Origin of the sequence: Kosakonia sp. BYX6, assembly GCF_038449125.1 — a bacterium.
Lineage (GTDB): Bacteria > Pseudomonadota > Gammaproteobacteria > Enterobacterales > Enterobacteriaceae > Kosakonia > Kosakonia calanthes.
Genome location: NZ_CP151800.1, coordinates 2,444,845 through 2,470,513, shown reverse-complemented (window position 1 = coordinate 2,470,513; position 25,669 = coordinate 2,444,845). Strand labels below are relative to the sequence as shown.

The 25,669-nt window shown below is 55.3% G+C and carries 21 protein-coding genes and 1 pseudogene; 7 read left to right on the top strand and 15 right to left on the bottom strand.

Features of this window, described 5'->3' with window-relative positions:
* The first annotated feature begins 119 nt into the window (after window positions 1–119).
* Both araJ and AAEY27_RS11500 read left to right on the top strand, forming a co-directional pair.
* Window positions 120–1,289 (top strand): MFS transporter AraJ, encoded by a 1,170-nt coding sequence (gene araJ / locus AAEY27_RS11505; protein ID WP_342320647.1) that lies wholly within the window; start codon window positions 120–122, stop codon window positions 1,287–1,289.
* A 190-nt stretch (window positions 1,290–1,479) separates the two neighbouring features.
* Window positions 1,480–2,082, top strand: coding sequence for an inorganic diphosphatase (locus AAEY27_RS11500; protein WP_342320646.1), 603 nt, complete (start codon window positions 1,480–1,482; stop codon window positions 2,080–2,082).
* 125 nt (window positions 2,083–2,207) lie between these two features.
* Here AAEY27_RS11500 and AAEY27_RS11495 read toward each other — a convergent pair whose 3' ends face one another.
* The 11 genes from AAEY27_RS11495 to AAEY27_RS11445 form a co-directional block, all read right to left on the bottom strand.
* Window positions 2,208–3,911, bottom strand: coding sequence for an NAD-dependent malic enzyme (locus AAEY27_RS11495; RefSeq protein ID WP_342320645.1), 1,704 nt, complete (start codon window positions 3,909–3,911; stop codon window positions 2,208–2,210).
* Between the two features lie 418 nt (window positions 3,912–4,329).
* Entirely contained in the window at window positions 4,330–4,467 is a 138-nt protein-coding gene (sra, locus tag AAEY27_RS11490; RefSeq protein WP_342320643.1) for a stationary-phase-induced ribosome-associated protein, read from the bottom strand.
* A gap of 179 nt (window positions 4,468–4,646) precedes the next feature.
* The gene (locus AAEY27_RS11485) at window positions 4,647–5,720 is read right to left on the bottom strand and encodes a mannuronate-specific alginate lyase (protein WP_342320642.1); all 1,074 of its coding nucleotides are present in this window, start codon (window positions 5,718–5,720) and stop codon (window positions 4,647–4,649) included.
* A 56-nt stretch (window positions 5,721–5,776) separates the two neighbouring features.
* Entirely contained in the window at window positions 5,777–7,315 is a 1,539-nt protein-coding gene (locus AAEY27_RS11480; RefSeq protein WP_342320641.1) for a methyl-accepting chemotaxis protein, read from the bottom strand.
* A 374-nt stretch (window positions 7,316–7,689) separates the two neighbouring features.
* Entirely contained in the window at window positions 7,690–8,448 is a 759-nt protein-coding gene (locus AAEY27_RS11475; protein ID WP_342320640.1) for an amino acid ABC transporter ATP-binding protein, read from the bottom strand.
* Entirely contained in the window at window positions 8,448–9,515 is a 1,068-nt protein-coding gene (locus AAEY27_RS11470; RefSeq protein WP_342320639.1) for an amino acid ABC transporter permease, read from the bottom strand. The genes AAEY27_RS11475 and AAEY27_RS11470 overlap by 1 nt, the downstream gene beginning before the upstream one ends.
* A gap of 9 nt (window positions 9,516–9,524) precedes the next feature.
* A complete protein-coding gene (locus AAEY27_RS11465) occupies window positions 9,525–10,715 on the bottom strand; it encodes an amino acid ABC transporter permease (RefSeq protein WP_342320638.1) in 1,191 nt (396 codons plus the stop codon).
* A 117-nt stretch (window positions 10,716–10,832) separates the two neighbouring features.
* Window positions 10,833–11,882: an amino acid ABC transporter substrate-binding protein gene (locus tag AAEY27_RS11460; RefSeq protein ID WP_342320636.1), complete on the bottom strand. Its 1,050-nt coding sequence runs from the start codon at window positions 11,880–11,882 to the stop codon at window positions 10,833–10,835.
* 139 nt (window positions 11,883–12,021) lie between these two features.
* Window positions 12,022–12,783, bottom strand: coding sequence for a sulfite exporter TauE/SafE family protein (locus AAEY27_RS11455; protein WP_342320635.1), 762 nt, complete (start codon window positions 12,781–12,783; stop codon window positions 12,022–12,024).
* Window positions 12,784–12,789: 6 nt separating this feature from the next.
* The gene (locus AAEY27_RS11450; protein WP_342320633.1) at window positions 12,790–14,115 is read right to left on the bottom strand and encodes an MmgE/PrpD family protein; all 1,326 of its coding nucleotides are present in this window, start codon (window positions 14,113–14,115) and stop codon (window positions 12,790–12,792) included.
* Between the two features lie 34 nt (window positions 14,116–14,149).
* Window positions 14,150–15,508, bottom strand: a complete 1,359-nt coding sequence (locus tag AAEY27_RS11445; RefSeq protein ID WP_342320632.1) for an MmgE/PrpD family protein — start codon at window positions 15,506–15,508, stop codon at window positions 14,150–14,152.
* 252 nt (window positions 15,509–15,760) lie between these two features.
* On the opposite strand from AAEY27_RS11445, the gene AAEY27_RS11440 reads away from it, so the two are divergent.
* From AAEY27_RS11440 to AAEY27_RS11430, 3 genes are all read left to right on the top strand, one after another.
* Window positions 15,761–16,408: a GntR family transcriptional regulator gene (locus AAEY27_RS11440; RefSeq protein WP_342320631.1), complete on the top strand. Its 648-nt coding sequence runs from the start codon at window positions 15,761–15,763 to the stop codon at window positions 16,406–16,408.
* Between the two features lie 104 nt (window positions 16,409–16,512).
* On the top strand, window positions 16,513–17,733 hold the full coding sequence (locus AAEY27_RS11435; protein WP_342320630.1) for a diguanylate phosphodiesterase: 1,221 nt from the start codon (window positions 16,513–16,515) through the stop codon (window positions 17,731–17,733).
* Between the two features lie 159 nt (window positions 17,734–17,892).
* Window positions 17,893–19,446 carry a sensor domain-containing diguanylate cyclase gene (locus AAEY27_RS11430; protein WP_342320629.1) on the top strand — a complete coding sequence of 518 codons (1,554 nt, stop codon included), beginning with the start codon at window positions 17,893–17,895 and terminating at the stop codon, window positions 19,444–19,446.
* 92 nt (window positions 19,447–19,538) lie between these two features.
* Here AAEY27_RS11430 and AAEY27_RS11425 read toward each other — a convergent pair whose 3' ends face one another.
* The 3 genes and pseudogenes from AAEY27_RS11425 to AAEY27_RS11415 all read right to left on the bottom strand — a co-directional run bounded on the left by AAEY27_RS11425 (window position 19,539) and on the right by AAEY27_RS11415 (window position 22,947).
* On the bottom strand, window positions 19,539–20,360 hold the full coding sequence (locus tag AAEY27_RS11425; RefSeq protein WP_342320628.1) for an alpha/beta fold hydrolase: 822 nt from the start codon (window positions 20,358–20,360) through the stop codon (window positions 19,539–19,541).
* A gap of 86 nt (window positions 20,361–20,446) precedes the next feature.
* Window positions 20,447–21,010: pseudogene (locus tag AAEY27_RS11420) on the bottom strand (MFS transporter); the annotation flags it as partial.
* 62 nt (window positions 21,011–21,072) lie between these two features.
* Window positions 21,073–22,947: an amidohydrolase gene (locus tag AAEY27_RS11415; RefSeq protein ID WP_342320627.1), complete on the bottom strand. Its 1,875-nt coding sequence runs from the start codon at window positions 22,945–22,947 to the stop codon at window positions 21,073–21,075.
* Window positions 22,948–23,215: 268 nt separating this feature from the next.
* Here AAEY27_RS11415 and AAEY27_RS11410 point away from each other — a divergent pair, with 268 nt between their 5' ends.
* Window positions 23,216–23,698, top strand: a complete 483-nt coding sequence (locus AAEY27_RS11410; protein ID WP_342320625.1) for a GNAT family N-acetyltransferase — start codon at window positions 23,216–23,218, stop codon at window positions 23,696–23,698.
* Window position 23,699: 1 nt separating this feature from the next.
* A complete protein-coding gene (locus AAEY27_RS11405; RefSeq protein WP_342320623.1) occupies window positions 23,700–24,245 on the top strand; it encodes an NUDIX hydrolase in 546 nt (181 codons plus the stop codon).
* Between the two features lie 72 nt (window positions 24,246–24,317).
* Here the strand turns inward: AAEY27_RS11405 and AAEY27_RS11400 are convergent, their stop codons facing one another.
* The gene (locus AAEY27_RS11400) at window positions 24,318–25,664 is read right to left on the bottom strand and encodes an MFS transporter (RefSeq protein WP_342320622.1); all 1,347 of its coding nucleotides are present in this window, start codon (window positions 25,662–25,664) and stop codon (window positions 24,318–24,320) included.
* Between the last annotated feature and the right edge of the window lie 5 nt (window positions 25,665–25,669).

The following is a 25,669-nucleotide window of genomic DNA, read 5'->3' as shown; positions in this document are numbered from 1 at the left end:
TACCACCTCAACCTACCTGAATATATGGATAAAGATGCCAGCCGAAAGGTTTCAACTGGTCTGCCCGTGGCGAATGGTCAATAATGCCTGTCGCAATCTTTTAACAAGTGGTTAGAGGTATGAAAAAAACGGTTTTTTCGTTGGCACTTGCGACCTTTGGTCTTGGCATGGCGGAGTTCGGCATTATGGGCGTGTTAACCGAACTCGCCAATAATGTTGGCATCACCATCCCGTCTGCGGGGCATATGATTTCCGCTTACGCCGCTGGCGTGGTGATCGGTGCGCCGATCATGGCGCTCTTCTCCAGTCGTTTCTCCCTGAAAAGCACGCTGTTATTTCTGGTGGCGTTGTGCCTGATTGGGAACGCGATCTTCACTTTCTCCAGTTCTTATCTGATGCTGGTTATCGGCCGCTTAATTTCCGGTTTTCCACATGGTGCCATCTTTGGTGTCGGGGCCATTATCCTGTCGAAAATCGCGCCGCCGGGCAAAGTGACAATGGCGGTTGCGGGAATGATTGCCGGGATGACGGTCGCCAATCTGATCGGTATTCCGCTTGGCACCTGGATTGGCCATGAATTTAGCTGGCGCTACACCTTTATGCTGATTTCGGGTTTCTTCGCGCTGGTTATCGTGTCGGTGATTTTGTGGGTACCGAATCTCTACGACAAAGCGCCAACGCGGCTCAGCGAGCAGTTTCATTTTCTGAAAAAACCGGAACCGTGGCTGATTTTCGCCGCCACTATGTTCGGCAATGCCGGCGTGTTCGCCTGGTTTAGCTATGTGAAGCCGTTTATGGTTAATGTTTCCGGTTTTTCGGAAAGTGCAATGACGCTGATTATGATGCTGATGGGGCTTGGCATGGTGCTGGGCAATATGTTCAGCGGCCGGCTGTCGGTCACCTTCAGCCCGTTGCGCATTGCGGCGGCGACGGAACTGGTCATTGTGCTGTCGATGGTGGCGCTGTTTGTCGTTGGCGACAGCAAAACCGGTGCGCTGTCGTTGGGCTTTCTTTGCTGCGCCGGTCTGTTTGCATTGTCTGCACCGTTGCAAATCCTGCTGCTGCAAAATGCGAAGGGCGGTGAAATGCTGGGCGCGGCGGGCGGGCAAATGGCTTTCAACTTTGGTAATGCGGTGGGCGCTTATTTCGGCGGTCTGATCATTACCTTCGGTTTCACTTACAGCTACCTGACGTTGCCCGCGGCGCTGCTGACCTTTGCCGCGATGACTGCGCTGCTGATTTATGGGCATCGACAAACCAAACATCAGCCGGACGTTGTGGCGAAATAACAAAAATGCCGGATGGCGGCGAGCGCCTTATTCAGCCTTCGGATTATCAACCTTTGTAGGCCGGATAAGCGCAAGCGCCTTCCAACACATACGTCACTGGCCTAAACAGTTGTCATGCTATTGTCATCGTTAACCGTCAAATTGTTGCTTTCTCTGAACAAGTTTCCCTTAAACAACAGAGTGGTTAACAATGCATCTGGTGAAAAAACTCCTCGCAGTCAGCGTTCTTTTGTCCGCGTCCGTTCAGGCACAAAATATCCTTGAATTTCCACAGCCGAAAAATAACCCGGAAGAATTTTACGCAGTAACCGAAATCCCGGCGGGCGGCATTATCAAATATGAAACCGACGCCAAAACCGGCTTTATTGTTGCCGACCGTTTCCAGTCGATGCCGGTGGCGTACCCGGCTAACTACGGTTCATTGACGCAGTCGCTGGCAGGGGATGGCGATCCGCTGGACGTGATTTTCTATACCCGCGCGCCGCTGGCACCGGGAACGCTGATCAAATTGCGCCCGATTGGCGTACTGAAGATGATTGATGGCGGCGAAACGGACGACAAGATTGTCGCGGTGCCGGCCAGCAAAATCGACCCGACTTACGACGATATTAAAACCATGGCCGACTTGCCGAAAATTGAGCAGGAACGCCTGGAAGCTTTCTTCCGCGTGTATAAGCAACTGCCGGACGGACGTAAAAAAGTGGAGTTGAACGGCTTTAACGATGCCGAGGCGGCGAAGCAGGAAATTAAACAGGCATGGGAAGCCTGGAAAGCGAAAAAACCGCAGCAGTAACAAAACAGGCACCGAAAGGTGCCTGTTTGCATTGGATAACCGATAAACCGCCGATAACCGGATAACGTCGTAGGCCTGATAAGCGAAGCGCCATCAGGCGTTTGATGCTCCGGCCTGCAGGCGCGTTAAATAGACGTCCGGCGATAATTGCGGTACTTCGGCTCCCAGAAGTTATCATCAATCGCTTGCTTCAGCGCTTCGGCAGAGGTTTTCACCGCCACACCTTGCTGCTGCGCCATTTTGCCAACAGCAAAAGCAATCGCGCGAGAGACGGGCTGAATATCTTTCAGTTCCGGCAGCACCAGACCTTCACCATTCAGCAGCAGCGGCGAGTATTCCGCCAGCGTTTCGCTTGCCGCCATCAGCATCTCATCGGTAATGCGTGACGCACCGGATGAAATCACACCGAGGCCGATGCCGGGGAAAATGTAGGCGTTGTTGCACTGAGCGATCGGGAAGGTTTTATCCTGCCATTGCACCGGCGCAAATGGGCTACCGGTGGCGACCAGCGCCATGCCGTCCGTCCAGCTAATAATGTCCTGCGGCGTGGCTTCCACGCGCGACGTCGGGTTGGAAAGCGGCATCACGATGGGGCGCGGGCAATGCTTATGCATTTCACGGATGATCTCTTCCGTGAATAAACCGGTCTGACCGGAAACGCCAATCAGGATGTCCGGCTTCACGTTACGCACCACGTCCAGCAGGGAGATGGCTTCGTTTTGCGTACCGATGTCCCAGCCTTGCAGGTTTTCGCGTTTTTGCACCAGCGCGGTCTGGAAAGGCAGCAGATTCGGCATCTCATCGGTCAGCAGACCAAAACGGTCGACCATATAGACTTTCTGGCGCGCCGCCGCTTCGCTCAGGCCTTCGCGCTGCGTCTGGGCGATAATCTGCTCGGCAATGCCACATCCGGCGGAACCGGCGCCGAGGAAGACAATTTTCTGGTTGCTGAGCTGGCTGCCCGCCGCGCGGCTGGCGGCAATCAGCGTCCCGACGGTGACCGCCGCCGTGCCTTGTATGTCATCGTTAAACGAGCAGATCTCGTCGCGATAGCGGTTCAGCAGCGGCATGGCATTTTTCTGTGCGAAATCTTCAAACTGCAACAGCACATCCGGCCAGCGCAGTTTCACGGCCTGAATGAATTCATCGACAAACGCGTAGTAATCGTCGCCGGTAATGCGCGGATGGCGCGAGCCCATATACAGCGGATCGTTGAGCAACTGTTGGTTGTTGGTGCCGACATCCAGCACCACCGGCAGGGTGTACGCCGGGCTGATGCCGCCGCAAGAGGTGTAGAGCGACAGTTTACCAATTGGAATACCCATACCGCCGATGCCCTGGTCGCCGAGGCCGAGAATGCGTTCGCCGTCGGTGACAACAATCACTTTGATATTGTGATTAGGGACGTTTTGCAGAATGTCATCCATGTTGCCGCGGTTTTGCCAGGAGATAAACACACCGCGTGAACGGCGGTAAATGTCGGAGAAACGCTCGCACGCCCAGCCGACTGTTGGGGTGTAAATCACCGGCATCATCTCTTCGAGATGGTTTTCCACCAGGCGATAAAAGAGGGTTTCGTTGGTGTCCTGAATATTTCGCAGGTAAATGTGTTTATCGATATCGGTTTTAAAGCCCTGATACTGCAACCAGGCGCGTTCTGCTTGTTCTTCAATAGTTTCAACCACTTCCGGCAACAGGCCCAGCAAGTTAAAGTTGCTGCGTTCCTCAACGCTGAAGGCGCTGCCTTTGTTCAGCAGGGGAAACTCCAGCAACACGGGGCCGGCGTAAGGGATATATAGCGATCGGTTTTTATTATGCTTGGCATTCATCTTACAGCTCCTTGAGAAACGGTCACTCGCGGGGGTAAGGGCGCGGGTGCGTACTGCGTGGGCGCAATTATAAAGCATTGAATCAGCAAATACTTCCCATTCGCAGTATTCGTAAGTTGAATTTTTATCAAGGAGGAGGCCTTATAAGGCGAAGCCGCCATCAAGCAATTTGTCGGGTGGCGCTGACACTTACCCGACCTACAAAACAGCGGCATGCCTGCTCCTCGTAGGCCTGATAAGGCGCAGCCGCCATCAGGCATTTTGTCGGGTGGCGCTGACGCTTACCCGACCTACAGAACCCCGACATGCCTGCTCCGCGTAGGCCTGATAAGGCGAAGCCGCCATCAGGCATTTGGTTAAATCACAATAGGGGATAAACAAAACACCACCCCGGATGGGGTGGCGTGGGAAGGGATGATCAGCCAGCGCGGCGATGACGCCCGGAACGATGAGCGGTCACCGTCTCTTCCTGGTTGTCTTTGGTGACAACTTTACGGGTGTTAGACACTTTGTAATCCAGTCCCATGATATGACGTGCCTGACGGTTCGATTTCATGCTTACTCCTTAATCCAGTTGCGTGTTTCAAGGACAAGCCCGGTAAATTGCCGGGCGAAATACAATCTCATCATTGCGCGGTATGAAATCATACCGAACGATAATCCTCGGCTATCACGGTGCAAATCGCAAACATAAATGCCACTTTTAAGAACTGTCTATTATCGCTGTGCGGTGAATCACTCTTTCCCGGCCAGCAAATAGCTGAGTGAGCCACCGAGCCGTGTGTTTTGCAGCGGGCGCAACGTATCGATGCGCGCGAGCAAGGGCGCATCGCAGGTGTAAAGCTGGCACCAGGCCTCCAGCCAGGCAAGATTAGTCGGGTACTGCAAAAACGCCACATCCTGCGTTTCGCCGCTGCGTTGCGCAAAGGCGCTGGGGTTATCCAGCGCGTCGATAATCCGTTTACCGAGACGTTGCAACGCATCGTGGTTTTCTGTGCGCAGATCAATGCCGTTCGCCCTCGCAAACAGGGCGATCATCACCAGCGGTTGAATCGCGTAATTGTGATAAGACAATGCCCGCTGGCGGCGGCGTAACTCGTTAGGCAAAAAGCCATGTTCGTCGATCTGCTGCATGGCGGTGCGATAAATCGCCAGCGAAGCAGCGAACAGATCCTCGCGCTGAGTCGCGACGGCTGTCGACATCAATGCCCATGCCGCCCAGTAGCTGTGGTTGTTGACCTTTTTCAGCGGCAAATCGCGCCAGTCGGTAACGGTTAAATCCCCCAATTTCCCCAACCAGCGCGTGATGTTTTGTTGCTGAGCAGGGTAAGGGGCCAGCGGATGCTGCGGCGAAAATTGCAGTTGCAGCCAGGTGGAAGAGAAGGTCGCCAGCGCCCATTTGCGCACAGATTTTCCGGTATGGTTTCGCGCGTCGCCGGTTAACGCACCGGCGCTAGCCCATGCATCCAGCGCATTCACCGCGCAGGCGACATAGTGCGGGTTACCGCTACGGGCATAGGCGGTAATCTGGTGGCTGACGAAACGTTCCATATCACTGATGGTTTGAGTTTGCTGGCGAAACGCCGCTTCGGTCTGCGGATTTAACGTAGCGCGGGCGTTGTCGGAACCGTCATATTTACTGCGAAAATCGAGTGCGCCGGTAAAAGGCGGCGGAGCGGCAGGGCACGTAACGGTTTCGTGACGGAGATGTTCGGGCGGCTGCATAAAGCCTGCGGGAGGCTGGAGCGAACTGGCAGCACTGGCGGCGGCCGAGAGACAAAAGATCAGCACTGCTCTGAGAAAAACCATGCTACGCCCACTTTTCCGCCATCGGGAAAGGGACTATAGCATGGTCGTTAACGCATTCAGCTACCGCCGAAAACATGCACCGCGCGGTGCAGACGGGCGGCGCGTTCAGAGAGATCTTCCGCCGCGCTGGTGACGTGTTCCACCATGCCGGTGTTGTTGTGCGTCATCTTGCCGATGCGCGAAACCGACTGGTTGATAAGTTCCAGTGCCTGCGTCTGTTCATGCGTGGCGGTACCGATCTCTTTGATCATCGACGACATGGTGATCACGTTGTCGATCATCGTCGTCAGGTGGCTTTCCGTGCTGGCGACCATTTCCACACCGCTTTTCACATTTGCCACGTTATGCTCGATGAGTTTTTGAATTTCGCGCGCCGCCGAAGCGGAATGCTGCGCCAGGTTACGCACTTCCGCCGCCACGACGGCAAAACCACGACCGGATTCCCCCGCGCGTGCCGCTTCCACCGCCGCGTTGAGCGCAAGGATATTGGTCTGAAACGCGATACTGTCGATGACGCTAATAATATCGACAATTTTATTATTATCGGCAGAGACCGCCTGCATCATGGCGATGGTCTCTTTCATCACATCGCCGCTTTCCATCGCATTGGCGCTGGTTTCGTCCGCGCGGTTCACGGCTTCCGCCGCGGTTTCCGCCGTTTGCCTGACCGCGCTGGCAATCTCTTCCACAGCCGCAGCGGTCTGGTGCAAATCGGCAGAGGTTTCTTCGGTGCGTTGTTGCAGGGATTCACCCTCGCTGGAAATCTGCCCGCTAATGGTCCGAATGCCATTAATTTGTGCGGAAACATCGCCCACCAGCGAACTGAGGTTCAGCCCGGACTGGTTTACCAGGCGCATTAACAGGCCAATTTCATCGACGCGATTAAAATGCAGGTAATCCGCTTTTCGACCGGAAACGACTTTCTGCATTTGTGACAAAATTATTTTCAGCGGGCGAGATATTTGCCCCTGCAAGAAAACAGACAGCAGCCCTAAAATAATGACCACGGCACCCGATTTTTCTGTGGCATTTAATGGCGCAAATTGCAGAGCCACTAAAAGGGCGGTGGTAATCATCGTGCCTAAATTGATACGTGTTGAAACATTGATGCGTTGAAAAAGGGACAAGAAAGAAAACAAACCGCGGCGAACCACCAGCCCTTTATAAAAACGGTGGCCTTTTAATTTATTTTCATTAACACGTTGGTAAAGTGCCGCGCTGGCTTCAACTTCTTCGCGCTGCGGAATGTTGCGCACCGAGATATACCCAGTGAGCTGTCCCTTTTGGTAAACAGGCGTGACGTTGGCGCGCACCCAGTAGTGGTCGCCATTTAAGCGGCGGTTTTTCACCATGCCCGTCCAGCTATCGCCCTGTTGGATGGTAAACCACATATCACCAAAGGCCGCAGGCGGCATATCCGGGTGACGAATAATATTGTGGGCTTCCCCCACAAGCTGATCTTCCGTAAATCCGCTGGCGTCAATAAATGCCGTGTTGGCATAAGTAATATGGCTCTGAGTATTTGTGGTCGACAGTAATGTCGTGCCTTCGTTAAGCAAATACTCTTTCTGTGTAACGGGTGTGTTACGCTTCATGAAAACCCCACGATGGATCGCGATCAATGAGCCGGCTGACGCAATAATTTCTATTATTATTTATTGGCCAGTTGCTGATTCTGTTATTACCGTTGCATTCTCCATAAACTTATCGGCCTCGGAAAGTAGCAACATTAAATATTTTTTTAGTCATGCTTACGATCCGTGTTTTTAATATTGTTATGATTTTGCGAAAGAAAAATGACGGGTAATAAAAACCTCAGTGATAAGTAAATCCTTAAGTTAAATTATCCTTGAGCCATGCGGATAAGCTTAAAAAATACGCTATCAAAAATAGAAACATTAACATCGCGCGCTAACGTATTAACGTATTTGTCAAAGGAAAGGGCGGCGGAGAACTCGCCGCACAAGGATTAATGGCTGAGGATTTGATCGAGGAATTGCTGAGTACGCGGGTGAGCGGGTTGCGTGAAAAACGTCTCCGGCGCGGCGGATTCGACAATCTTGCCATCGGCCATCAGGATCACCTTGTCGGCCACCGTGCGAGCAAAGCCCATTTCATGGGTCACCACAATCATCGTCATTCCGCTTTCAGCGAGATCGAGCATTACATCCAGCACCTCTTTGATCATTTCCGGGTCCAGCGCGGAAGTGGGTTCGTCAAACAACATGATCTCCGGCTGCATGCAGAGTGCGCGGGCGATGGCAACACGCTGCTGCTGGCCGCCGGAAAGCTGCAACGGGAATTTATGCGCCTGGTTGGCGATATGCACTTTTTCCAGATAGTGCATCGCCAGTTCTGTGGCCTGCGGGCGGGTCATCTTGCGCACCAGCGTCGGGCCGATAATCAGGTTGTCCAGTACGCTAAGATGCGGAAACAGATTGAACTGCTGAAACAGCATGCCGATGCTCAACCGGATCCGGCTGATATTACGCACGTTGTCATTCATTTCGATGCCGTTTACCAGAATCTGGCCTTTCTGGTGCTCTTCCAGGCGGTTAATACAGCGGATCAGCGTGGATTTACCCGAGCCGGAAGGGCCACAAATCACCACGCGTTCGCCTTTTTTCACGCTGAGCGACACATCGTCGAGCACCTGGAATTTCCCGTACCATTTGCTGACGTGGGTCATCTGGATTATCGCGTCATGCGAGGCGGTTGTTGTTTGCATCAGGAAACTCCTTCAGGGTTGCGGCTGGCGTCAATGCGTCCTTCTACCCACACCGCATAGCGGGAAAGCATAAAGCCAAACAATAAATACAGGCAGGCAATAAACACATAGGTTTCAATGTAATAGCGTCGCCACTGCGGATCCTGCATCACCGCGGTGGTGGCGGTCAGCACATCGAACAGACCGATGATTATCACAAACGAGGTGTTTTTCATTGCTGCGATAATATGGTTAGTTACCGCCGGCAGGCAGATGCGCAGCGCCTGCGGCAGAATAATTTTGGTGGTGGTGTGCCAGTAACCGAGGTTAAGCACCGCCGCCGCTTCATATTGCCCACGCGGAACGGACTGCAAGCCGCCGCGAATCACTTCCGCCTGGTAGCAGGCGAAGAACAGCGCGATGCCGACAATAATGCGTAGCAGTTTGTTGACTTCCATATCCGGCGGCAAAAACAGCGGAAACACGTTCACGGCCACAAACAGAATGGTGATCAGCGGTACGCCGCGCAGGCCTTCAATAAACGTCACAGACAGGCCGCGTAAAAACGGCAGCGGCGAACGGCGTCCCAGCGCCAGCACCACCGAAACGGGCATGCCAATAATCACCGTGCCGGAAAACAGCAGCAGCGTCAGCGGCAGGCCGCCCCAGTCGGAAGAGGCCACCGAGGGCAGGCCAAACACACCGCCACTCATCAGTACCGACATCGCGGCGAGCGACACGATCCACAGCGGCCAAAGTACGCGGGAATGCCAGCAAACGGGCGAAAGCGTTAACACAAGGGTGACAAACCACACCAGCATTGCCAGCGCGGGTCGCCACTGCTCATTGTACGGATAAAGACCAAACAGGATCGGGCGATATTTCTCACCAATCACCGCCCAGCATGCGCCTGTCGCAGCGCGGCACTGTTCGACGGTGCCGCTAAACCCCACGGCGTCAATCACGCCCCAGCGTAGCAGTGCGGCTCCAACCAGCACCAGCACGGTTAATAGCAGCAGGGTCAACAGCGTCTGAAAAACGCTGCTAAATAAGTGACGGTGTAACCAGTAAAGCACGCCGTTTTGCATCAGGATTCCTTAGCGCTCTTTAATGGCGACGTAGCGGTTAAACAGGTTCATCAGCAGCGAGGTGGTGCCGCTGATAATCAGATAGACCACCATCATGATGGCAATAGCTTCCAGCGCCTGGCCGGTCTGGTTCATCAAGGTATTGCTGATATTCGCCAGTTCCGGGTAACCAACGACCACAGCAATAGAGCTGTTTTTGGCAAGGCTGACATACTGGCTCGCCAGCGGCGGCACCATCACGCGCATCGCCTGTGGAATGATCACATGGCGCATCAAATGCCACGGGGAAAACGACAGCGCCCGCGCCGCTTCAAGCTGGCCTTTCGGCACGGACTGAATGCCCGCGCGAACGATTTCGGCGATAAACGACGACGAGTAGAGCGCGATTCCCAGCAGCAGCGCGGTGAATTCCGGGCTGATAGTAAAACCACCCTTGAAGTTAAAGCCGCGCAGTTCCGGGCGATTCAGTTCATGCGGCGCACCGCACATCAACCAGGCCAGCAGGGGGAGCGCGATGACGAGCGCCAGGCGAATGCGGCCCACCGGCAGCAGTTTGCCGTGCTGTTCGCGCAAGCGACGCGCTAACCCGGAAACCAGCGCGCTCAACACCAGCGCCGCGAACAGGGCAACCAGCGTCCACAGCCAGCCGTTATCGGCAGCCGGAACAGTAAACGTCAGCCCGCGATTGGTTAAGAACCCCCCCGGCAGTTCAATGGCACCGCGTGGCGAAGGCAGGTTGCGGATCACCACCGACCAGAAGATCACCTGCAAAATCACCGGCACATTGCGCAGCAACTCCACGTAAGTGACGCAGACTTTCGCCAGCAGCCAGTTTTTCGACACCCGGCCAATACCGACCATAAAACCGAGTACCGTAGCCAGCACAATGCCACACACCGTGACATACAACGTGTTAAGCAGGCCGACCAGCACCGCGCGCGCGTAACTATCCTGCGGGGTGTAATCGATCAGCGTTTCGCCAATGGCGAACTGCGCGCTTTGCGGTAAAAAACCAAAGCCGGTGGCAATGCGCTGGGCGCGCAAATTGTCTACCACGTTGCTGTAGAGCCAGTAACTAAAACCGATCAGAAGCGCCGCCAGCAGAAACTGGTAACACCAGCTACGCACGGTTTTGCTGCCTAAAAAGGTGAAAAGGCGAAACGCGGTGCTGGCACCGGGGTTGTCAGACTGTTTCATCATTAATTATTACGATTGTTGCAGTAATTTCGCCGGATGGCGGCTGCGCCTTATCCGGCCTACGGGGTTTGTAGGCCCGGTAAGCAAAGCGTCACCGGGCATAGCAAAGGGATGCAATGATCAACGGATCGGCAGGCCGTAAAGCAAACCGCCTTTGTTCCACTGGTTGTTCAAATCACGATCCAGCGGTTCAGCGCTTTGCGGGCCGAAGTGGCGGTTGTAGATATCACCGTAATTGCCCACCTGCTTCACAATGTTGTAAACCCATTTGTCATCCAGACCGAGCTTCTGCCCGAAACCGCCCGTGACACCGAGCAGGCCTTGTACATCCGGATCGGCGGATTTGAGTTGTTGGTCAACATTGCTCTGGCTGACGTTCATCTCTTCGGCGTTGAACGTGGCGTAAACCACCCATTTCACAATGTCATACCACTGGTCATCGCCTTTGCGCACCGCCATTGCCAGCGGCTCTTTGGAATAAATGCCGGGCAGAATGATATGGTCTTCCGGTTTTTCCGCATCAAAGGTCTTGATGCCCGGCAGCGCCACTTTGTCACGGGCGATCACATCGCAACGCCCGGCAAGATAGGCCGCGACATACTCTTTATTGTTTTCAATCACCACCGGCGTGTAATGCATATTGCGCGAGGCGAAAATCTGCGCCACGTTTTGTTCGGTACTGCTGCCCGGCGTGATGCACACGGTTGCGCCGTCGAGATCGTCGACTTTTTTCACGCCGCTATTGGCGCGCACCATAAAACCGGTTCCGGTGTAGAAATTTGGTGGCGCAAAGTTCAGCCCCAGCGCGACATCGCGGGTTAACGACGCGGTGATATTGCGCGACAGCACGTCGACTTCACCGGACTGGATCGCCGGGAAACGCTGCGCAGTGGAAAGCGGGGTAAAGCGCACTTTAGAGGCATCGCCAAAGACTGCCGCCGCCAGCGCGTGACAGAAATCGACATCCAGTCCTTCCCATTTGCCTTTGCTGTCGATGGCGGCAAAACCGTGGCGGGCAGGGTGAACGCCGCAAACCACTTCACCGCGGGCTTTGATCTTTTTCAGCGTGTCGCCATTGGTGGCAGGGGCGTTTTCCGCCTGGGCGGGCATCATCAGGCTGCTGAGCGCCAACAGCAGGACTGACGCGGCAAGGTGAGTTCTTTTTAGCATGGCCGATCCTTTCTAAAAGTTGCTATCAATTAATCCACTGTATTTATTACGGTTTTACGATTGAGTCCGTTTGTATACGTATGTTCGCCATCCGTGGCGTTTTTGGCAAAGAACGAATTCAGTTAAGCATATGCATAAATTATTGCAGCCAGCCGCGAACGCCTTGCCACAGTAGCTGCGCGCTCAGCAGGATCATGGTGAGGCGAAACAGCACGCGAAACAGCCGCTCCGGCACATTGTCCAGCACTCGCGTGCCAAGCCAGGTGCCCAGCGCGCCGCTGATAATCATCGCCGCCAGCACCGGTAACCAGTTGACCCAGGCAAACCCCATCAGCCCGAAGGCGAGGATCTTCAGCCCATGCTGTAACACCATGCAGGTGGCGTGAGTGGCAATCAGCGGCTGGCGTTTTAACCCCTGCGAGCTGATAAGCCCGGCGACCATCGGCCCGGTCGCGCCAACAATCATTGTGCCGATACTGCTGATCACACCGCCTAAGACAAACAGCGGGCGGCTGAGCGGTTTTTGTTCACCGCGTTTACGCACCACCGACCAGAGAATAAACAGCCCCAGCGCGACACGCGCGATGCTGTCCGGGATCGCCGCCGCAACCGGCGCGCCGACGGCAATACCGACCGCGCTACCGAGCAAAAACCACAGCGCCAGCGGCCAGACAACGTGCATGCGCTGGATCAGCGTGCGGCTCATGTTTGACCCAAGCTGCACAAGACCATGTACTGGCATCAGGCTGCTGACCGGCATGCCCAGGCCCATAATCGCCAGCAGGGCGGTACCGCCGCCGAGCCCCATTGCCGCCGTCAGCGCAGAGGTCAAAAAACTGCAAAAAATCATCACCCCGGCAAACAGCGGGGAGATCTCCGGTGGGATCCAGCTCATGCTCATTTCCGTTTAGCCGCCAAAATCATCACGCAGCAGACGCTGATACAACGCCCGCGCGTCGTCGGCGGGCAGCACACGGCTGGCGCAATCGAGAAACTTCTGTTCGATCAGGTTATCTGGCAGCGGAATGGCCGGGCTGGAGCCGCGCGCCCCGGCCACGCGCAGGCTAAACTGCCGTCCGTCAGTCGTCGTCAGGGTGACAAACGCGCTGTGCGTTACCTCTTCGTCATGTTTTTCCAGCGTCACTTTGTGCATTAAGGTCTGCGTTGCCGGGTCGAAGAAACGTTCCTCGTTGATAAAATCGTCCAGCGTCAGCGTTCCGGTAACGAACGCGCGCGCCACGCAGTAATGCAGGCTGAACTTACCGGCCAGTGGGTTTTCCGGTGCGGGAATATTGATGTGCGGAAAGCGAATCGGGTGCACTTTGACGTCAATGCGGGCGATCGCTTCAGGCTGCAAACCGGTTTCCTCGCGCAGCGCCAGCACGCCGTCGAGCGGCGATAAGATCGCGTAGCAGCAGGGGAAATACTTGTAGTTGTTGCTCTTTACGGTATCGAGAATAAACGGCACCGCATCCCAGCTTTCGGTCAGCGGCAGCGGGTCGACATTGGCTTCTCCGTTATAAACATGGAAGTAGCCCTGGTGATGTTCAAACGCGGTGGCGCCTGCGCTGAAACCCTCTTTCGCCAACTTGCAGGCCATTACCGCGCTGCGCGCCGCCTGGCCGACCGCCAGCGCTTTGGTTTCGCTGCCAAAGTTGGATTTGATGCCCGACGCCAGCGATGCGGTCATCGCCAGCGCCGTCGCGGTTTGTTCTTCATTGAGCTGCAAAATCACTGCGCAGGCCGCCACACCGGCGAAAACGCCCACAGTGGTGGTCGGGTGCCAGCCGTGGCGATACTGGAATGGACTCACCGCTTTGCCCATGCGCACCGCGGTTTCATACCCGGTGATATATGCCCGCAGCAGCGCCTCGCCATTCACATTTTGTTCATCCGCCAGCGCCAGCAATGCCGGTAACACGGCGACGGAAATATGGCCGTGCAGCCATGAGTTGGAGTCATCAAAATCCAGCAAATGGGATGAAACACCGTTCAGCAAGGCGGCATCCAGCGCATTCAGTTTGAGATCGGTGCCGAACACGCGGCTGTTGCCGGTAGCGGCAGAGGGGACAATGACGGCACGCAGTTTCGCGGCGCCAGATTGCACGCCGCCCGCAAGAGTGACGCCTAACGTATCAATCATCGCGGTGCGCGCTTGCGCGCAGGCCGCCTGCGAAAAAGCCTGCCGGGAGAACGCCAGCAAATTACCGGCGAGTTGTCGGGCAATGGTCATGTAACGAATTTCCTGTGCCAGGTTTTAATCAGTGTTAGCCGGCAAGAAGCCCGGTAATGCGCGCCAGGGAGCCTGGACATTCAAAGTTCAGGGCCGCGTCATAGAGTTCTGTGCTGCGCTGTTCGCCAAGCACCGGAATCGTCAGCGCGTCGAACTTGGCACGCAGCTCCTCGTCGCTCAGCGGGTTTTGCGCATGGCCACGATAAACGTCAGTGTGCGCGTGCAGCACGCTGCCGTCATCCAACCACACATCAATAAAGGCAGAACTGGCTGATTGCCCGTCAACGGCTTCGACGTCCAGCAGCGGTAGCAGGGCGCGCGGGCGCGGATCGTCCACCGTCGCCTGGGTGAAATCCGTATCGGTTAGCGCATAGCCGCTTAACGCGAGGGTGATGCAGTGGGGAATGCTGAATTTGCTTTCCAGCGGGGTGCGCGGGTTCATGATCCCAGCGTTCACCATGCCCATCGGGTGAACTTTCGCCGCGATGCGGGTGATGTTACGTCCCGCTAATTGTGGGTAGATTTTCCGCGCGGTTTCAATGGAAGCATGTGTTCCACGGCAGCTGGCATACAGCTTGTAGCCGTTGGTCAATAGCTCCCAGGTTTCGCCGAAATCGAGTGGGGGTATTTCGGCGCTGCCGTCCTGGATAAAGCTTTTCACCCAGCCGTCGGCTTCATAAAAATGGTGGGCGCCGACAAAATCTTCCGCCGCCAGTTGCGCGGCAAGAATCCCGTCCATGGCCGCTTTTCCGGCGTGGAACGGTTTGCCATGCGTACCGGAGGATTTTTGCAAGCCGCCCATCATGGTCGCTGCGGCGCCAAGCGCGTTGCGCACCTGTTCTTCCGAAAGTTGCAGAATCGCCGCGGCAACGGCAGCCGCACCGGCACGCCCCACGACCGATGTCGGGTGGAAACCACGGCGTTGCAGGTTTCGCCCAACGCCCGGCACCCAGCCGCCGCCGAGTTTCGCCATCACTTCAAACCCGGCGATAAACGCACGCAAAACCTGTTCCTCTTCAACCGGATGGGCTTGCGCCATCGCCAGCGCCGTGGACCAGCACGGGCCGCCGGGGTGGCCTGCGCCAGCAGGATGGGTGTCGTCGTAATCGGCGGCATGCGCCATGGTGGCATTGATCAGCGCCGCGAGGGCCGGCGTGGTGGTGCCGGAAAGGAAAATACGCGCCTCGCCGGTGGCGTTCCATATTTTGGCCACGTTGCGCACCGCGTTAACGGCATCATCATTGACCGCGCCGAGCGCCACGCCCAGGAAGTCAATTAATGCGCGTTTGGCTTCATGGCGCACGGCGGGTGGGATGTTAAGTTGGTTAGCCTGGCTGATAAACTGGCTGAGCTGTTCTCCACGAGTTGGTACAACGTCAGTTTTATTTGTCATCTTTAAACAAGATTTCCCTGGTGTTGGCTATGAATAACAAGCCAGAAATTCGCTTTGTCTTTTTATGAATTCATTTGTATACAATGAATATAAAATAAACATAGCAGCCCATACAGAAACGTCAAAAGATGTTTTTTAGATAAGCTAAGAACAAAAAAAGCAAAAGCGTTATCTTTCCTGTGGCAAGATGTGCCACGGCATGATCCACACTCTTTACAGGACCCTCTAAGTACATATGAACGGAGTTAACAGGTGAAATCGACGGGCCGTGATACGGGCTTAACGCCCTTTGACGTTTTGCTTTCCGCCATTGAAGCGGGGGAGTTGCTGCCGGGAGAGCGTTTGCAGGAGACGCGGCTGGCAGAGCAGTTTGGTCTTAGCCGCACGCCGATTCGCGAAGCGCTTCACCGGCTCGAAACCCTCGGCCTTGCCGAACCTGGCCCGCAGCGTGGGCTTATCATCGCGCATATGAGTTATGAACGCCTGCGCCAGTTGTTTGATGTGCGTGAAGGGCTGGAACGTCTGGCGATGGATCTGGCGATAAGCGCCGCGTCGGACGCCGAAATCGCGCTGCTGCAAGAGATGGTGCACACCGAAGCGTCGCTGACCGACAGCAAAGCGCTGCACGATCATAACCGCATGTTTCACCGCCAGATTTACCGCGCCACCCATAACCCCTATCTGAATGAGATGCTGGATAATTTACGCATCCATCTTTCGCTGTTGCGCAGCACGACGTACGAGTTAAAAGAGCGTACCGAGGAGGCGAAACGCGAACATCAGGCGATTGTCGACGCATTGGCGCGTCGCGATCGCCAGGCCGCGCAGGAAGCGGCTTGTCAACACATTCGTAACGGTTATCGCGCACGACTGGCCATTTTAAGCCAGCGAGAACGCTAACAGAATGCCCCTTAATTGACTGACGAGAATATTGCAAAATTGCTAGAATTCCGAATGGCATCATCTAATCGGATTTTTTGTGGGCATTCTGAGGGTAGCATTTCGTGTTAGCGACTTTGATTTACCGTAGCCGACTGAATCGAACATTAGATCCCTCTCAACTGGCTGGCCTTGTCGAACGCGCAAGCCTGCGCAACGCACAGTTGCAGGTAACGGGTATCTTACTGTTCGACGGCGAGCACTTTTTACAAGTACTAGAGGGACCGCTGGCGTCGGTCAATAGCGTTTTTGAACGTATTAATCAGGATCCCCGACACGGCAACGTGGTTGAGCTGATGCGTGATTTTGCCCCACGTCGCCGTTTTGTTGATCGCGGCATGGTTCTGTTTGATCTGCAGGTGGTGACACCGCCCGCCACATTACGCGCTATCCTCCGATTCGGTACGCTGAAATACAACCAGGCGAGCAATGACCGGGTCTACAAATTTATCCGTAATTTCATCGCGTCGCCAAAAACCAACGGCGGCGTTCGCAATTCGGTGCCTGAAAACTGGCGCTTCGCCATTAAAACCGCGCCGTTCGCCAGCGAAACGTTGCCCGTTTCCGAAGACCAGCCGTGTCAGTTCGCCTTCCAGCCGATTATTGAGCCGCAGCGCGGGAATATCTCCTCGCTGGAAGCCCTGATCCGTGGGCCAAACGGCGGAAGCCCGCAGGAATATTTCGCGACCATCGCCCCGAATAAGCTGCACGAAGCGGATCTCGCCTCCAAAGGCTGGGCGCTGGCAATGGCGCGTCGTCTGGGGATTGGTAACCACAAAGTCGCGATTAACTTGCTGCCAATGTCGCTGGTTAAAATCCCCGGTGCGGTGGACATTCTGCTCGATCACATCACCCGCAATCAGCTTAACCCTGGGCAGATTATTGTTGAGGTGACCGAGGATGAGGTGATTTCCGGTTACGAAGAGTTCACCTGGGCGATTCGCCAGCTTCGCGCCGCCGGCATTGGTCTGGCGATTGACGATTTCGGCTCCGGTTTTGCCGGTTTGTCGCTGCTGGCGAAATTCCAGCCGGATAAACTGAAAATCGACCGCACTATTGTGACCGACATTCACCTGCACGGCCCGAAACAGGCGATTGTGAAAGCCATTATCGATTGCTGCGCCGAACTGCAAATCACTGTGGTCGCGGAAGGTGTTGAAAAAGTGGAAGAGTGGTGCTGGCTCGAAGCGGTTGGCATTCAGCGTTTCCAGGGCTTTTTGTTTGCCCGCCCGGTGCTTGGCGGCGTTTCTGCGATCAACTGGCCGCAACGCATCTCCCGCCCGTAAACCTACTTTGATTTCTGCCTGTCGCGCACCGCGTGCGACAGGCATTTTCTGTTGGTTACCATCCGCCGAATTACCCAAATCTCAGTGCTTATTTGGCTTATAAATCATCACGCTTCTATGCTTAACTGACCAACAGAGGATGTGATGAAAGGGGCGTCAATGAAATTCAAAAAGCAGGTAGCACGGGCACTGGCGCTCGATTCCTCGTTGGGTCGTAGTATCACGTTTTTTATGGCGGGTTTGCTGATAGCGGGTGTGGCAACCAGCACCTGGACGCTGTCGCGTTCGTGGGAGCGGGCGGTGGCCGACACCGAACGCGACGCGATTAACTTATCCGTTTCGCAGGCGCGTCAGGCGGAAGATACCTTTTTACAAGCGGAACTGGTGCTGCGCGACATTCGCCGCAGCCTGCCAGCCGACGGTCTACTTGGCGTGGATGTGAAACAGTTTGATGGCTATCTCACCGAGCTAAAAGCCCGCCTGCCGCAGTTGCATGGGCTGATGGTTTACGACACGCAGGGTGATATGCGTGCCACCTCGTTTGGCAAAGTCCCCTTGATGTCGAATAACAGCGATCGCGAATATTTTGTTTATCACCGCCGCAACGGTCACGGCAGCATTCATATCGGGCATGTGATCCGCAGCCGTTCGACGGGCGACCTGGTGATCCCGGTTTCCCTGCGCATCAGCGACAGTTCCGGTGGTTTTGCCGGGGTGCTGCTGGCAACAGTGAAAATCGACTATTTCCGCCATTTTTATGGCTATTTCGAATTACAAAACCGCGACTTGCTGGCGCTGATCAATACCGATGGCACCGCACTGTATGTGCGTCCGTACGGCGATGAGATGGCCAACCGTAATCTCTCGGCGAGCCCGTTATTCACCCGCGAACTGGCGAGAAAAGATCGTGGCAATGGCACCTGGGTCTCCGCGCTGGATCATGTTGAGCGCATTTATGGCTTCGCGCGTCTTGAGCGTTACCCGCTGGTGGTCGCGGCGGGCTATGACAAACCGGCGCTGTGGAACAGTTGGCTAAATGACAGCTTGCCGGATCTGGTGCTTAACGCGATGTTGTTGCTCGGCACGCTGCTGATGGGGTCGATTATTTTCCGTCAGGTGCGCTTAAACGTGCGCAATCAGACCGAACTGGCCGTGTTGCGTGATGAACTGACCAGCATTAACCACACGCTGCAACTGATGGCGCTCGCCGATGGTCTGACCGGGCTGGCGAACCGCAGGCAGTTTGATCTGTTCCTGGCGAAAAGTTTAAAAGCCTCGGCGGTGACGCAAAAACCGGTGGCGCTGATCATGATCGATATCGACGAGTTCAAACGTTACAACGATTTTTACGGCCACGTCGCCGGGGACAACTGCCTGCGCATGGTTGGCGAAATCATCCAAAAGTTGAAACTGTGCCATAACGATTTGATTGCCCGTTACGGCGGGGAAGAGTTCGCGATTATCCTGCCGGATACCGGCCCGGAAGCGGCGCTGTTTGTCGCGCGTCAGGCGGTGACGGCGGTACGTAGCGCGCAAATTCCCCACATCAAATCCAGCGGGCGATACCCCATCGTCACCATCAGCGCCGGGTGTTACAGCCTGATCGCCGATCCGGACTTCGACGACGCTTTACGCCTGAAAGAGGGCGCCGATAAAGCGCTTTACCAGGCAAAAGTCCAGGGCCGCGATCGCGCAATTGCCGCGACCGCGTAAAACCCCTGCATGCCTGCCCGGAGTCGGCCCGATAAGGCGCAGCCGCCATCAGGCATTTGTCGGGTAAGCGCCAGCGCCACCCGACAAGCCGTTTACAGTTTCTGCAAAAACGCCAACAGATCGTTGTTCAACTGATCCTGATGCGTCACCGCGAAACCGTGCGGGCCGTTGTCATACACTTTCAACTCGGCACCGTTAATCATTTCCGCTGACAACTTGCCGGTGGCTTCAAACGGCACCACCTGGTCGTTGCTGCCGTGGATCACCAGCGTCGGCACATCCACTTTCGCCACATCGGCGCGGAAATCCGTTTCGGAGAATGCGGTCACGCAATCCAGCGTCCCTTTCAGGGAAGCCAGCAGGGCGATATTCAAGGTTTGCGCCAGCACGCCATCGGACACTTTCTGCCCGGCGTTCAGGCCATAAAACGGCGTGGCAAAATCGCTGATAAACTGCGCGCGATCTTTACGCAGCCCCTCTTTGATGCCATCGAACACGCTCTTATCCACGCCTTCGGGATGATCGGCGGTTTTGCCGAAAATCGGCGTCACCGCGCCCAATAGTACCAGGCCCGCGACCCGCGCGCTGCCGTAGCGACCAATGTAGCGCGCCACGTCGCCGCCGCCCATGGAGAAGCCCACCAGCGTGACATCGTTGAGATCCAGCGCGGTAATCAAGTCGTTAATGTCTGATGCAAATGTATCGTAGTCATAACCGTTCCACGGCTGATCGGAACGACCAAAACCACGGCGGTCAAACGCAATGACGCGATAACCGCGCTCCGCAAGAAAATTGAGCTGGCTGTCCCACATATCACCGTCCAGCGGCCAGCCGTGGCTGAAAAGAACCGGTTTGCCTGCACCCCAGTCTTTGTAATAGATCTGCGTACCATCCTGCGTTTTGATTGTGCTCATTTGCTTACCTCATTGTTGAGTAGTGGCATTATTGCGATAAATTTTTCGTTGATCGGGTGCGACCAGATGTCGCACAACGGGCGCTTCATCGCCCCGGTTCTTCGCCGCACGCGGCGCATCTCCTGCACGGCGAGCATAAAATCGTGCGCATCCTCTGGCGCAATGCGGTATTCGCAACTGACCATCACCGGGCCGCGTTCATGGGCAATGGCGGCATCCCTCGCGCTTCCCGTGGGGGCGATAATGTCCAAATCCAGCGCGGCATCTTTTTCGAGCCGCCAACGTAAAACTGTAGCAGTCCCCAATAACATGCCCACCGTCGCTACGCTAAGAGCCCACGAAATGCCAAATTCCGACGCCAGTTTCCCCCAGATAGCGCTGCCAACCGTCATGGAGCCGAAGAACACCGTCAGGTAAACCGCCAGTGCCAGCATGGTGATGGCAAACATCACGCTGGCGGCCACCATCATCCGATCGGCATTTAACCGCTTGCGCAATTTCGGAAGCACTACCGCGCCGCAAATGGCGCCAAGGCCGATGCAGGCGAGCATAATGCCGTAACCGCCTGGCCTGAGGCCGAGTTCGCGGCGCGCGACCAGCGGCAACATCGCCCATCCGGCACTGCCGAAGACAAAAAAAGCGATCCGGCGGTGACACTGTCACCGCTGCGTGCAACTCGTTTTGTTGCGTCATGCAAAACTCCTTGCGGCAATCAGAAGGCGAAGCAGCTACAGCCCAGCGCGCCCCAGAAGGCGTTGTCATCGGCGACCGGCATGGCCGAACTGCGGGCGAAATCATGCTGGTGAAGGTGAACGCCACATGGGCCGGAGCAGTGGTGAATACCCGTCGACTGGCCAACACGAGCCGCCTGCGGCGGTGCGCTGCGATAATGACCCGAAACATTCACCACCGGCGACCAGTCCGGCAACACCGGAATGGCGGGCGGCGACAGCGGGCCAAACGCGCCTGCGGCATAGACAATTTCCCCACCGACCACCGTCAGCACCGATTCAATCCCTTTGATCTCATCTTCCGGTACGCGGAAGTAGTCCTTGCTCAGAATGGCGAGATCGGCCAGTTGCCCGGCTTTGATCTGGCCTTTTTTACCCTGTTCGCTGGAAAACCAGGCGCTACCTTGCGTCCACAATAAAAGGGCGGTATCGCGATCGAGACGCGCGCTGTGGTCATACATCTGCATGCCGCCCACGGTGCGCCCGGAAACCAGCCAATAGAGCGCCGTCCACGGATTGTAGCTGGCCACGCGGGTGGCATCCGTTCCCAGACCAACCGGCAAGCCGTTTTCCAGCATTTTCGCCACCGGCGGCGTCTGTTTGGTGGCCTGCTGCCCGTACCGCTCGGCGAAGTATTCGCCCTGGAATGCCATGCGATGCTGCACGGCAATGCCGCCGCCGAGGGCTTTCACGCGCTCAATATTGGCTTCGGTAATGGTTTCGGCGTGATCAAAGAACCAGTGCAGGCCGTTGAAGGGAATATCGCGGTTCACTTTCTCGAACACGTCCAGCATGCGGCTGATGGATTCGTTATAGGTGGCGTGCAGGCGGAACGGCCAACGATGCTCGACAAGATGGCGCACCACACGTTCAAGTTCCTCTTCCATGCCCGGCGCGAGGTCGGGGCGCGGTTCGAGAAAATCTTCAAAATCCGCCGCCGAGAAGACCAGCATTTCCCCCGCGCCGTTGTGGCGGAAGAAGTCGCTGCCCTGGCCTGGGGTCAGCATATCGGTCCATTTTTCGAAATCCTCAAGCTCATGGCCGGGGCGCTGGGTAAACAAGTTATAAGCGATCCGCACCGTCATCTGTTTTTTCTGGTGCAGTTCGGCAATCACTTCGTAATCTTCCGGGTAGTTCTGGAAACCGCCGCCCGCGTCGATGGCGCTGGTAAGGCCAAGGCGATTCAGCTCGCGCATAAACTGGCGGGTGGAGTTCACCTGCTGGTCGAGCGGCAGTGTCGGGCCTTTTGCCAGCGTGGCGTAGAGGATCATCGCGTTCGGGCGGGCAATCAGCATGCCGGTCGGGTTACCGTTGCTGTCGTGCTGAATTTCGCCGCCCGGCGGATTGGGCGTGTCACGGGTATAACCCACCACTTTTAACGCTGCGCGGTTGAGCAGGGCGCGGTCATACAAATGCAGAATGAAGACGGGCGTATCCGGCGCGACGTCGTTGATCTCATCCAGCGTGGGCATACGCCGTTCGGCAAACTGGAACTCCGTCCAGCCGCCCACTACGCGCACCCACTGCGGCGACGGGGTGCGCAGCGCCTGTTCTTTCAACATACGCAACGCATCAGCCAGCGAAGGCACGCCTTCCCAGCGCAGTTCAAGGTTGTAATTCAGGCCGCCACGGATCAGGTGCAGGTGCGAATCGTTCAGGCCAGGAATAGCGGTATGGCCTTTCAGGTCGATCACTTTGGTACGTGGTCCCTGATACGCAGAGACTTCGGCGGCGGTGCCGACTTTAACGAATTTACCATCGCGAATGGCAACCGCGTCGGCCAGCGGGTTTTGCCGATCGACCGTGTGGAACTGACCGTTAAGTAAGATCAGTTCGGCGTGTATCAATGAATCCATAATTCCTCCAGACGTGCGGGCCACCGGGCCAGATAATCATCTGTCCGGGTTATGCAAACCACTATTGCAGCAATAACAGTTATACAAACGTATAGGTATACGTAAGGATAGTGGGTGCTGAAGGGAAATCGACAGAAGGGGAACCTTCGGATTCTAACAGCCGGACAATTGATTGCCTGACTGCATCATCACTAAAAAATCAGAACAATTGCAGGTTGTCTCGCGCCGTGTTGATGATAAAAACGAGAACAGTAACCAAGGAGGCTTTATGGAGATCAGACTGGCAACACCCGATGAAGCCGAAGCGCTGTGGCATGTGCGTAATGCAGCCATCCGCCACGGTTGCAAAGGGGTTTACGCCGCGGAAATTATTGACGCATGGACACCTGATGCCATGCCGGAAGGCCACCGAAAAATGATTGAAGACAACCCTTTTTATGTCGCGGTGACGCCCGAAGGGCAACCCGTTGCGACCGGTTTTCTCGATCTGGAATCCGGCAGTATCGAGGCGATTTTCACCTTGCCGGAGTGGGGCGGCCAGGGACTGGCGGCGCGAATCATCCGCGTGTTGAAACAGGAAGCGATCGCTCGCGGCTTCACACAGTTGACACTGGCGTCAACACCCAATGCGTGCGGTTTCTACCAGAAACAGGGGTTTACCATCGTTCGCGAAAGTTTCTATCCTTCAAAGCTCGCACGCGCCAAATTGCGCTGTGTGGATATGGTCTGTGAATTGACCCAGGGAGAATAAGATGTCCGGTATCAAAACCCTTGCCACCACTGAGGTGTACAGCAATAAGTGGATGCGGCTGCGCGAAGACCGCATTCTGCGGGCGGACGGCAATGAAGGGATCTATTCGGTGGTGGAAAAGCCGGATTTCGTGGTGATCATCGCCCGCCAGGATGACAGCCTGTATGTGGTTGAACAGTTTCGTTATCCCATTGGTCAACACACCATTGAGTTGCCGCAAGGTTCATGGGAATGCGCGCCTGATGAAGATCCGCTACGCGTTGCCGCAGGCGAACTGCAAGAGGAAACTGGGCTGGTGGCCGCAAGCATGCGCTGGGTCGGCTACCAGAAACTGGCGCAGGGATATTCCAGCCAGGGTTACCATATTTTTCTTGCCGAGGATCTTACGCATCATCAGCAGTCGCTGGACCCGGAAGAATTCGGGCTAACCGCGCGCAAGATCGCGATCAGTGAATTTGAGGCGTTAATTTGCAATGGCACGATCAGCGACGCGACGTCGGTCACCGCTTTTCTGCTGGCGAAATTGAAAGGGATGCTGGTGGTATGAGCGAAAACGCGGCCAAAAATGTAGCTATGAAATAGATGGATTGAAAGGGGCATTGCTGCCCCCGTATTATCTTTACTGATAAACCACTTTTACATTTTTGGATAACGGCTCAATCACCGTTGATACCACAATAAAGCAGAGCACGCAGAAACCAGTCATGGTGATAAACACCGCATCCCAGCTCCAGGTATCAAGGATCACGCCAACAATCAGAGGCATACACATGCCACCTAATTGTCCGCCCATATTGATAACGCTATAAGCGACCGGATATATATCTTTGTTGGCGCGGCCCATGGCATAGACCGAATAAGCGGAATAGCCAAGGGATAACATCAGGCCGAGCAGGAACAGCATTAATGACAGGATGATTTTGCTTTCCGGTGCGTAGACCAGCGAATACATGGTGAATATTGTCGCTCCAGCGCTGAGCAACATCAGTGGCTTACGTCTTTTATTCAGTACACGATCAGAAAGTACACCGCCTAAGAAATTACCTAATACGGTTCCAAGGAACGGAGCGGCTGCCAGCGCTGCCGAACTGGTCAAGTCGAAACCGCGCTCGGTAATAAGGTACTTCGGCAGCCAGGACATCAGCACGCTGACAATTCCTACCATCGAAAAATAACCCAGCGCCACACCATAAATATCCCAGCAGCGAAAAACTTGCTTCGAAGAGGTGAGCACATCGACCTGTTTGGTACGAATGAGCTTATCCAGCCAGCAATATTTCAGCTCATCCTGCTTTGCAGGTGCCGCGGTATCTTGTGTTGTCGAGAGCGCTTCTTCACGAATGTAAGCGACTTCCTGTTCATTCACAAAGCGGCTCTCTTCGGGTTTGTTCCGCACCATGACGTACCAGAACAGCGACAACAAAAGCCCAGGAACGGCAAAGAAAACAAAAATGTAGCGCCAACCCCACGTCATGATGATCCACGCGCAAAGCGCAGGCACAATCAGCGGGCCAAATTTCGAACCCGCCAGAAAAAGGCCTGTTGCCGTGCCTTTTTCTTTGCTCGGGAACCATTGGTTGATGGTCGCAGTGGAACCAATAACCACCGGCGCTTCACTGATGCCGACCAGACAACGAAGAAACTTTAACGCAATGACGTTATTCACCACGCCCATCAAGCCGGTAAATATCGATGTTAACAGCATGCCCAGCGCAAAAATATTGCGCATACCATATTTTTTAATTAGATACCCGGCAGGGATTTGAAAGAAAGCGTAACCAGCGAAGAATAAACTTATTAACACCCCGGCCATGGTGTTGGACATTTTAAACTCTTCTTGAATAAAGGGGATGGCAAACCCAATATTCGCGCGGTCGGCGTTGGCGACTGTGTAGATGACAAAAATAAAACTCATTACCCACCATCTGTAATGGGTCATCTTTGGCTTTACTGCTTTATTATTCATAATTA

What these genes read in the sequence shown, in the direction of transcription:
- araJ (WP_342320647.1), top strand. Translation starts at nt 120, where the DNA reads ATGAAAAAAACGGTTTTTTCGTTGGCACTTGCGACCTTTGGTCTTGGC.
- AAEY27_RS11500 (WP_342320646.1), top strand. Translation starts at nt 1,480, where the DNA reads ATGCATCTGGTGAAAAAACTCCTCGCAGTCAGCGTTCTTTTGTCCGCG.
- AAEY27_RS11495 (WP_342320645.1), bottom strand. Translation starts at nt 3,911, where the DNA reads ATGAATGCCAAGCATAATAAAAACCGATCGCTATATATCCCTTACGCC.
- sra (WP_342320643.1), bottom strand. Translation starts at nt 4,467, where the DNA reads ATGAAATCGAACCGTCAGGCACGTCATATCATGGGACTGGATTACAAA.
- AAEY27_RS11485 (WP_342320642.1), bottom strand. Translation starts at nt 5,720, where the DNA reads ATGGTTTTTCTCAGAGCAGTGCTGATCTTTTGTCTCTCGGCCGCCGCC.
- AAEY27_RS11480 (WP_342320641.1), bottom strand. Translation starts at nt 7,315, where the DNA reads ATGAAGCGTAACACACCCGTTACACAGAAAGAGTATTTGCTTAACGAA.
- AAEY27_RS11475 (WP_342320640.1), bottom strand. Translation starts at nt 8,448, where the DNA reads ATGCAAACAACAACCGCCTCGCATGACGCGATAATCCAGATGACCCAC.
- AAEY27_RS11470 (WP_342320639.1), bottom strand. Translation starts at nt 9,515, where the DNA reads ATGCAAAACGGCGTGCTTTACTGGTTACACCGTCACTTATTTAGCAGC.
- AAEY27_RS11465 (WP_342320638.1), bottom strand. Translation starts at nt 10,715, where the DNA reads ATGATGAAACAGTCTGACAACCCCGGTGCCAGCACCGCGTTTCGCCTT.
- AAEY27_RS11460 (WP_342320636.1), bottom strand. Translation starts at nt 11,882, where the DNA reads ATGCTAAAAAGAACTCACCTTGCCGCGTCAGTCCTGCTGTTGGCGCTC.
- AAEY27_RS11455 (WP_342320635.1), bottom strand. Translation starts at nt 12,783, where the DNA reads ATGAGCATGAGCTGGATCCCACCGGAGATCTCCCCGCTGTTTGCCGGG.
- AAEY27_RS11450 (WP_342320633.1), bottom strand. Translation starts at nt 14,115, where the DNA reads ATGACCATTGCCCGACAACTCGCCGGTAATTTGCTGGCGTTCTCCCGG.
- AAEY27_RS11445 (WP_342320632.1), bottom strand. Translation starts at nt 15,508, where the DNA reads ATGACAAATAAAACTGACGTTGTACCAACTCGTGGAGAACAGCTCAGC.
- AAEY27_RS11430 (WP_342320629.1), top strand. Translation starts at nt 17,893, where the DNA reads ATGAAATTCAAAAAGCAGGTAGCACGGGCACTGGCGCTCGATTCCTCG.
- AAEY27_RS11425 (WP_342320628.1), bottom strand. Translation starts at nt 20,360, where the DNA reads ATGAGCACAATCAAAACGCAGGATGGTACGCAGATCTATTACAAAGAC.
- AAEY27_RS11415 (WP_342320627.1), bottom strand. Translation starts at nt 22,947, where the DNA reads ATGGATTCATTGATACACGCCGAACTGATCTTACTTAACGGTCAGTTC.
- AAEY27_RS11410 (WP_342320625.1), top strand. Translation starts at nt 23,216, where the DNA reads ATGGAGATCAGACTGGCAACACCCGATGAAGCCGAAGCGCTGTGGCAT.
- AAEY27_RS11405 (WP_342320623.1), top strand. Translation starts at nt 23,700, where the DNA reads ATGTCCGGTATCAAAACCCTTGCCACCACTGAGGTGTACAGCAATAAG.
- AAEY27_RS11400 (WP_342320622.1), bottom strand. Translation starts at nt 25,664, where the DNA reads ATGAATAATAAAGCAGTAAAGCCAAAGATGACCCATTACAGATGGTGG.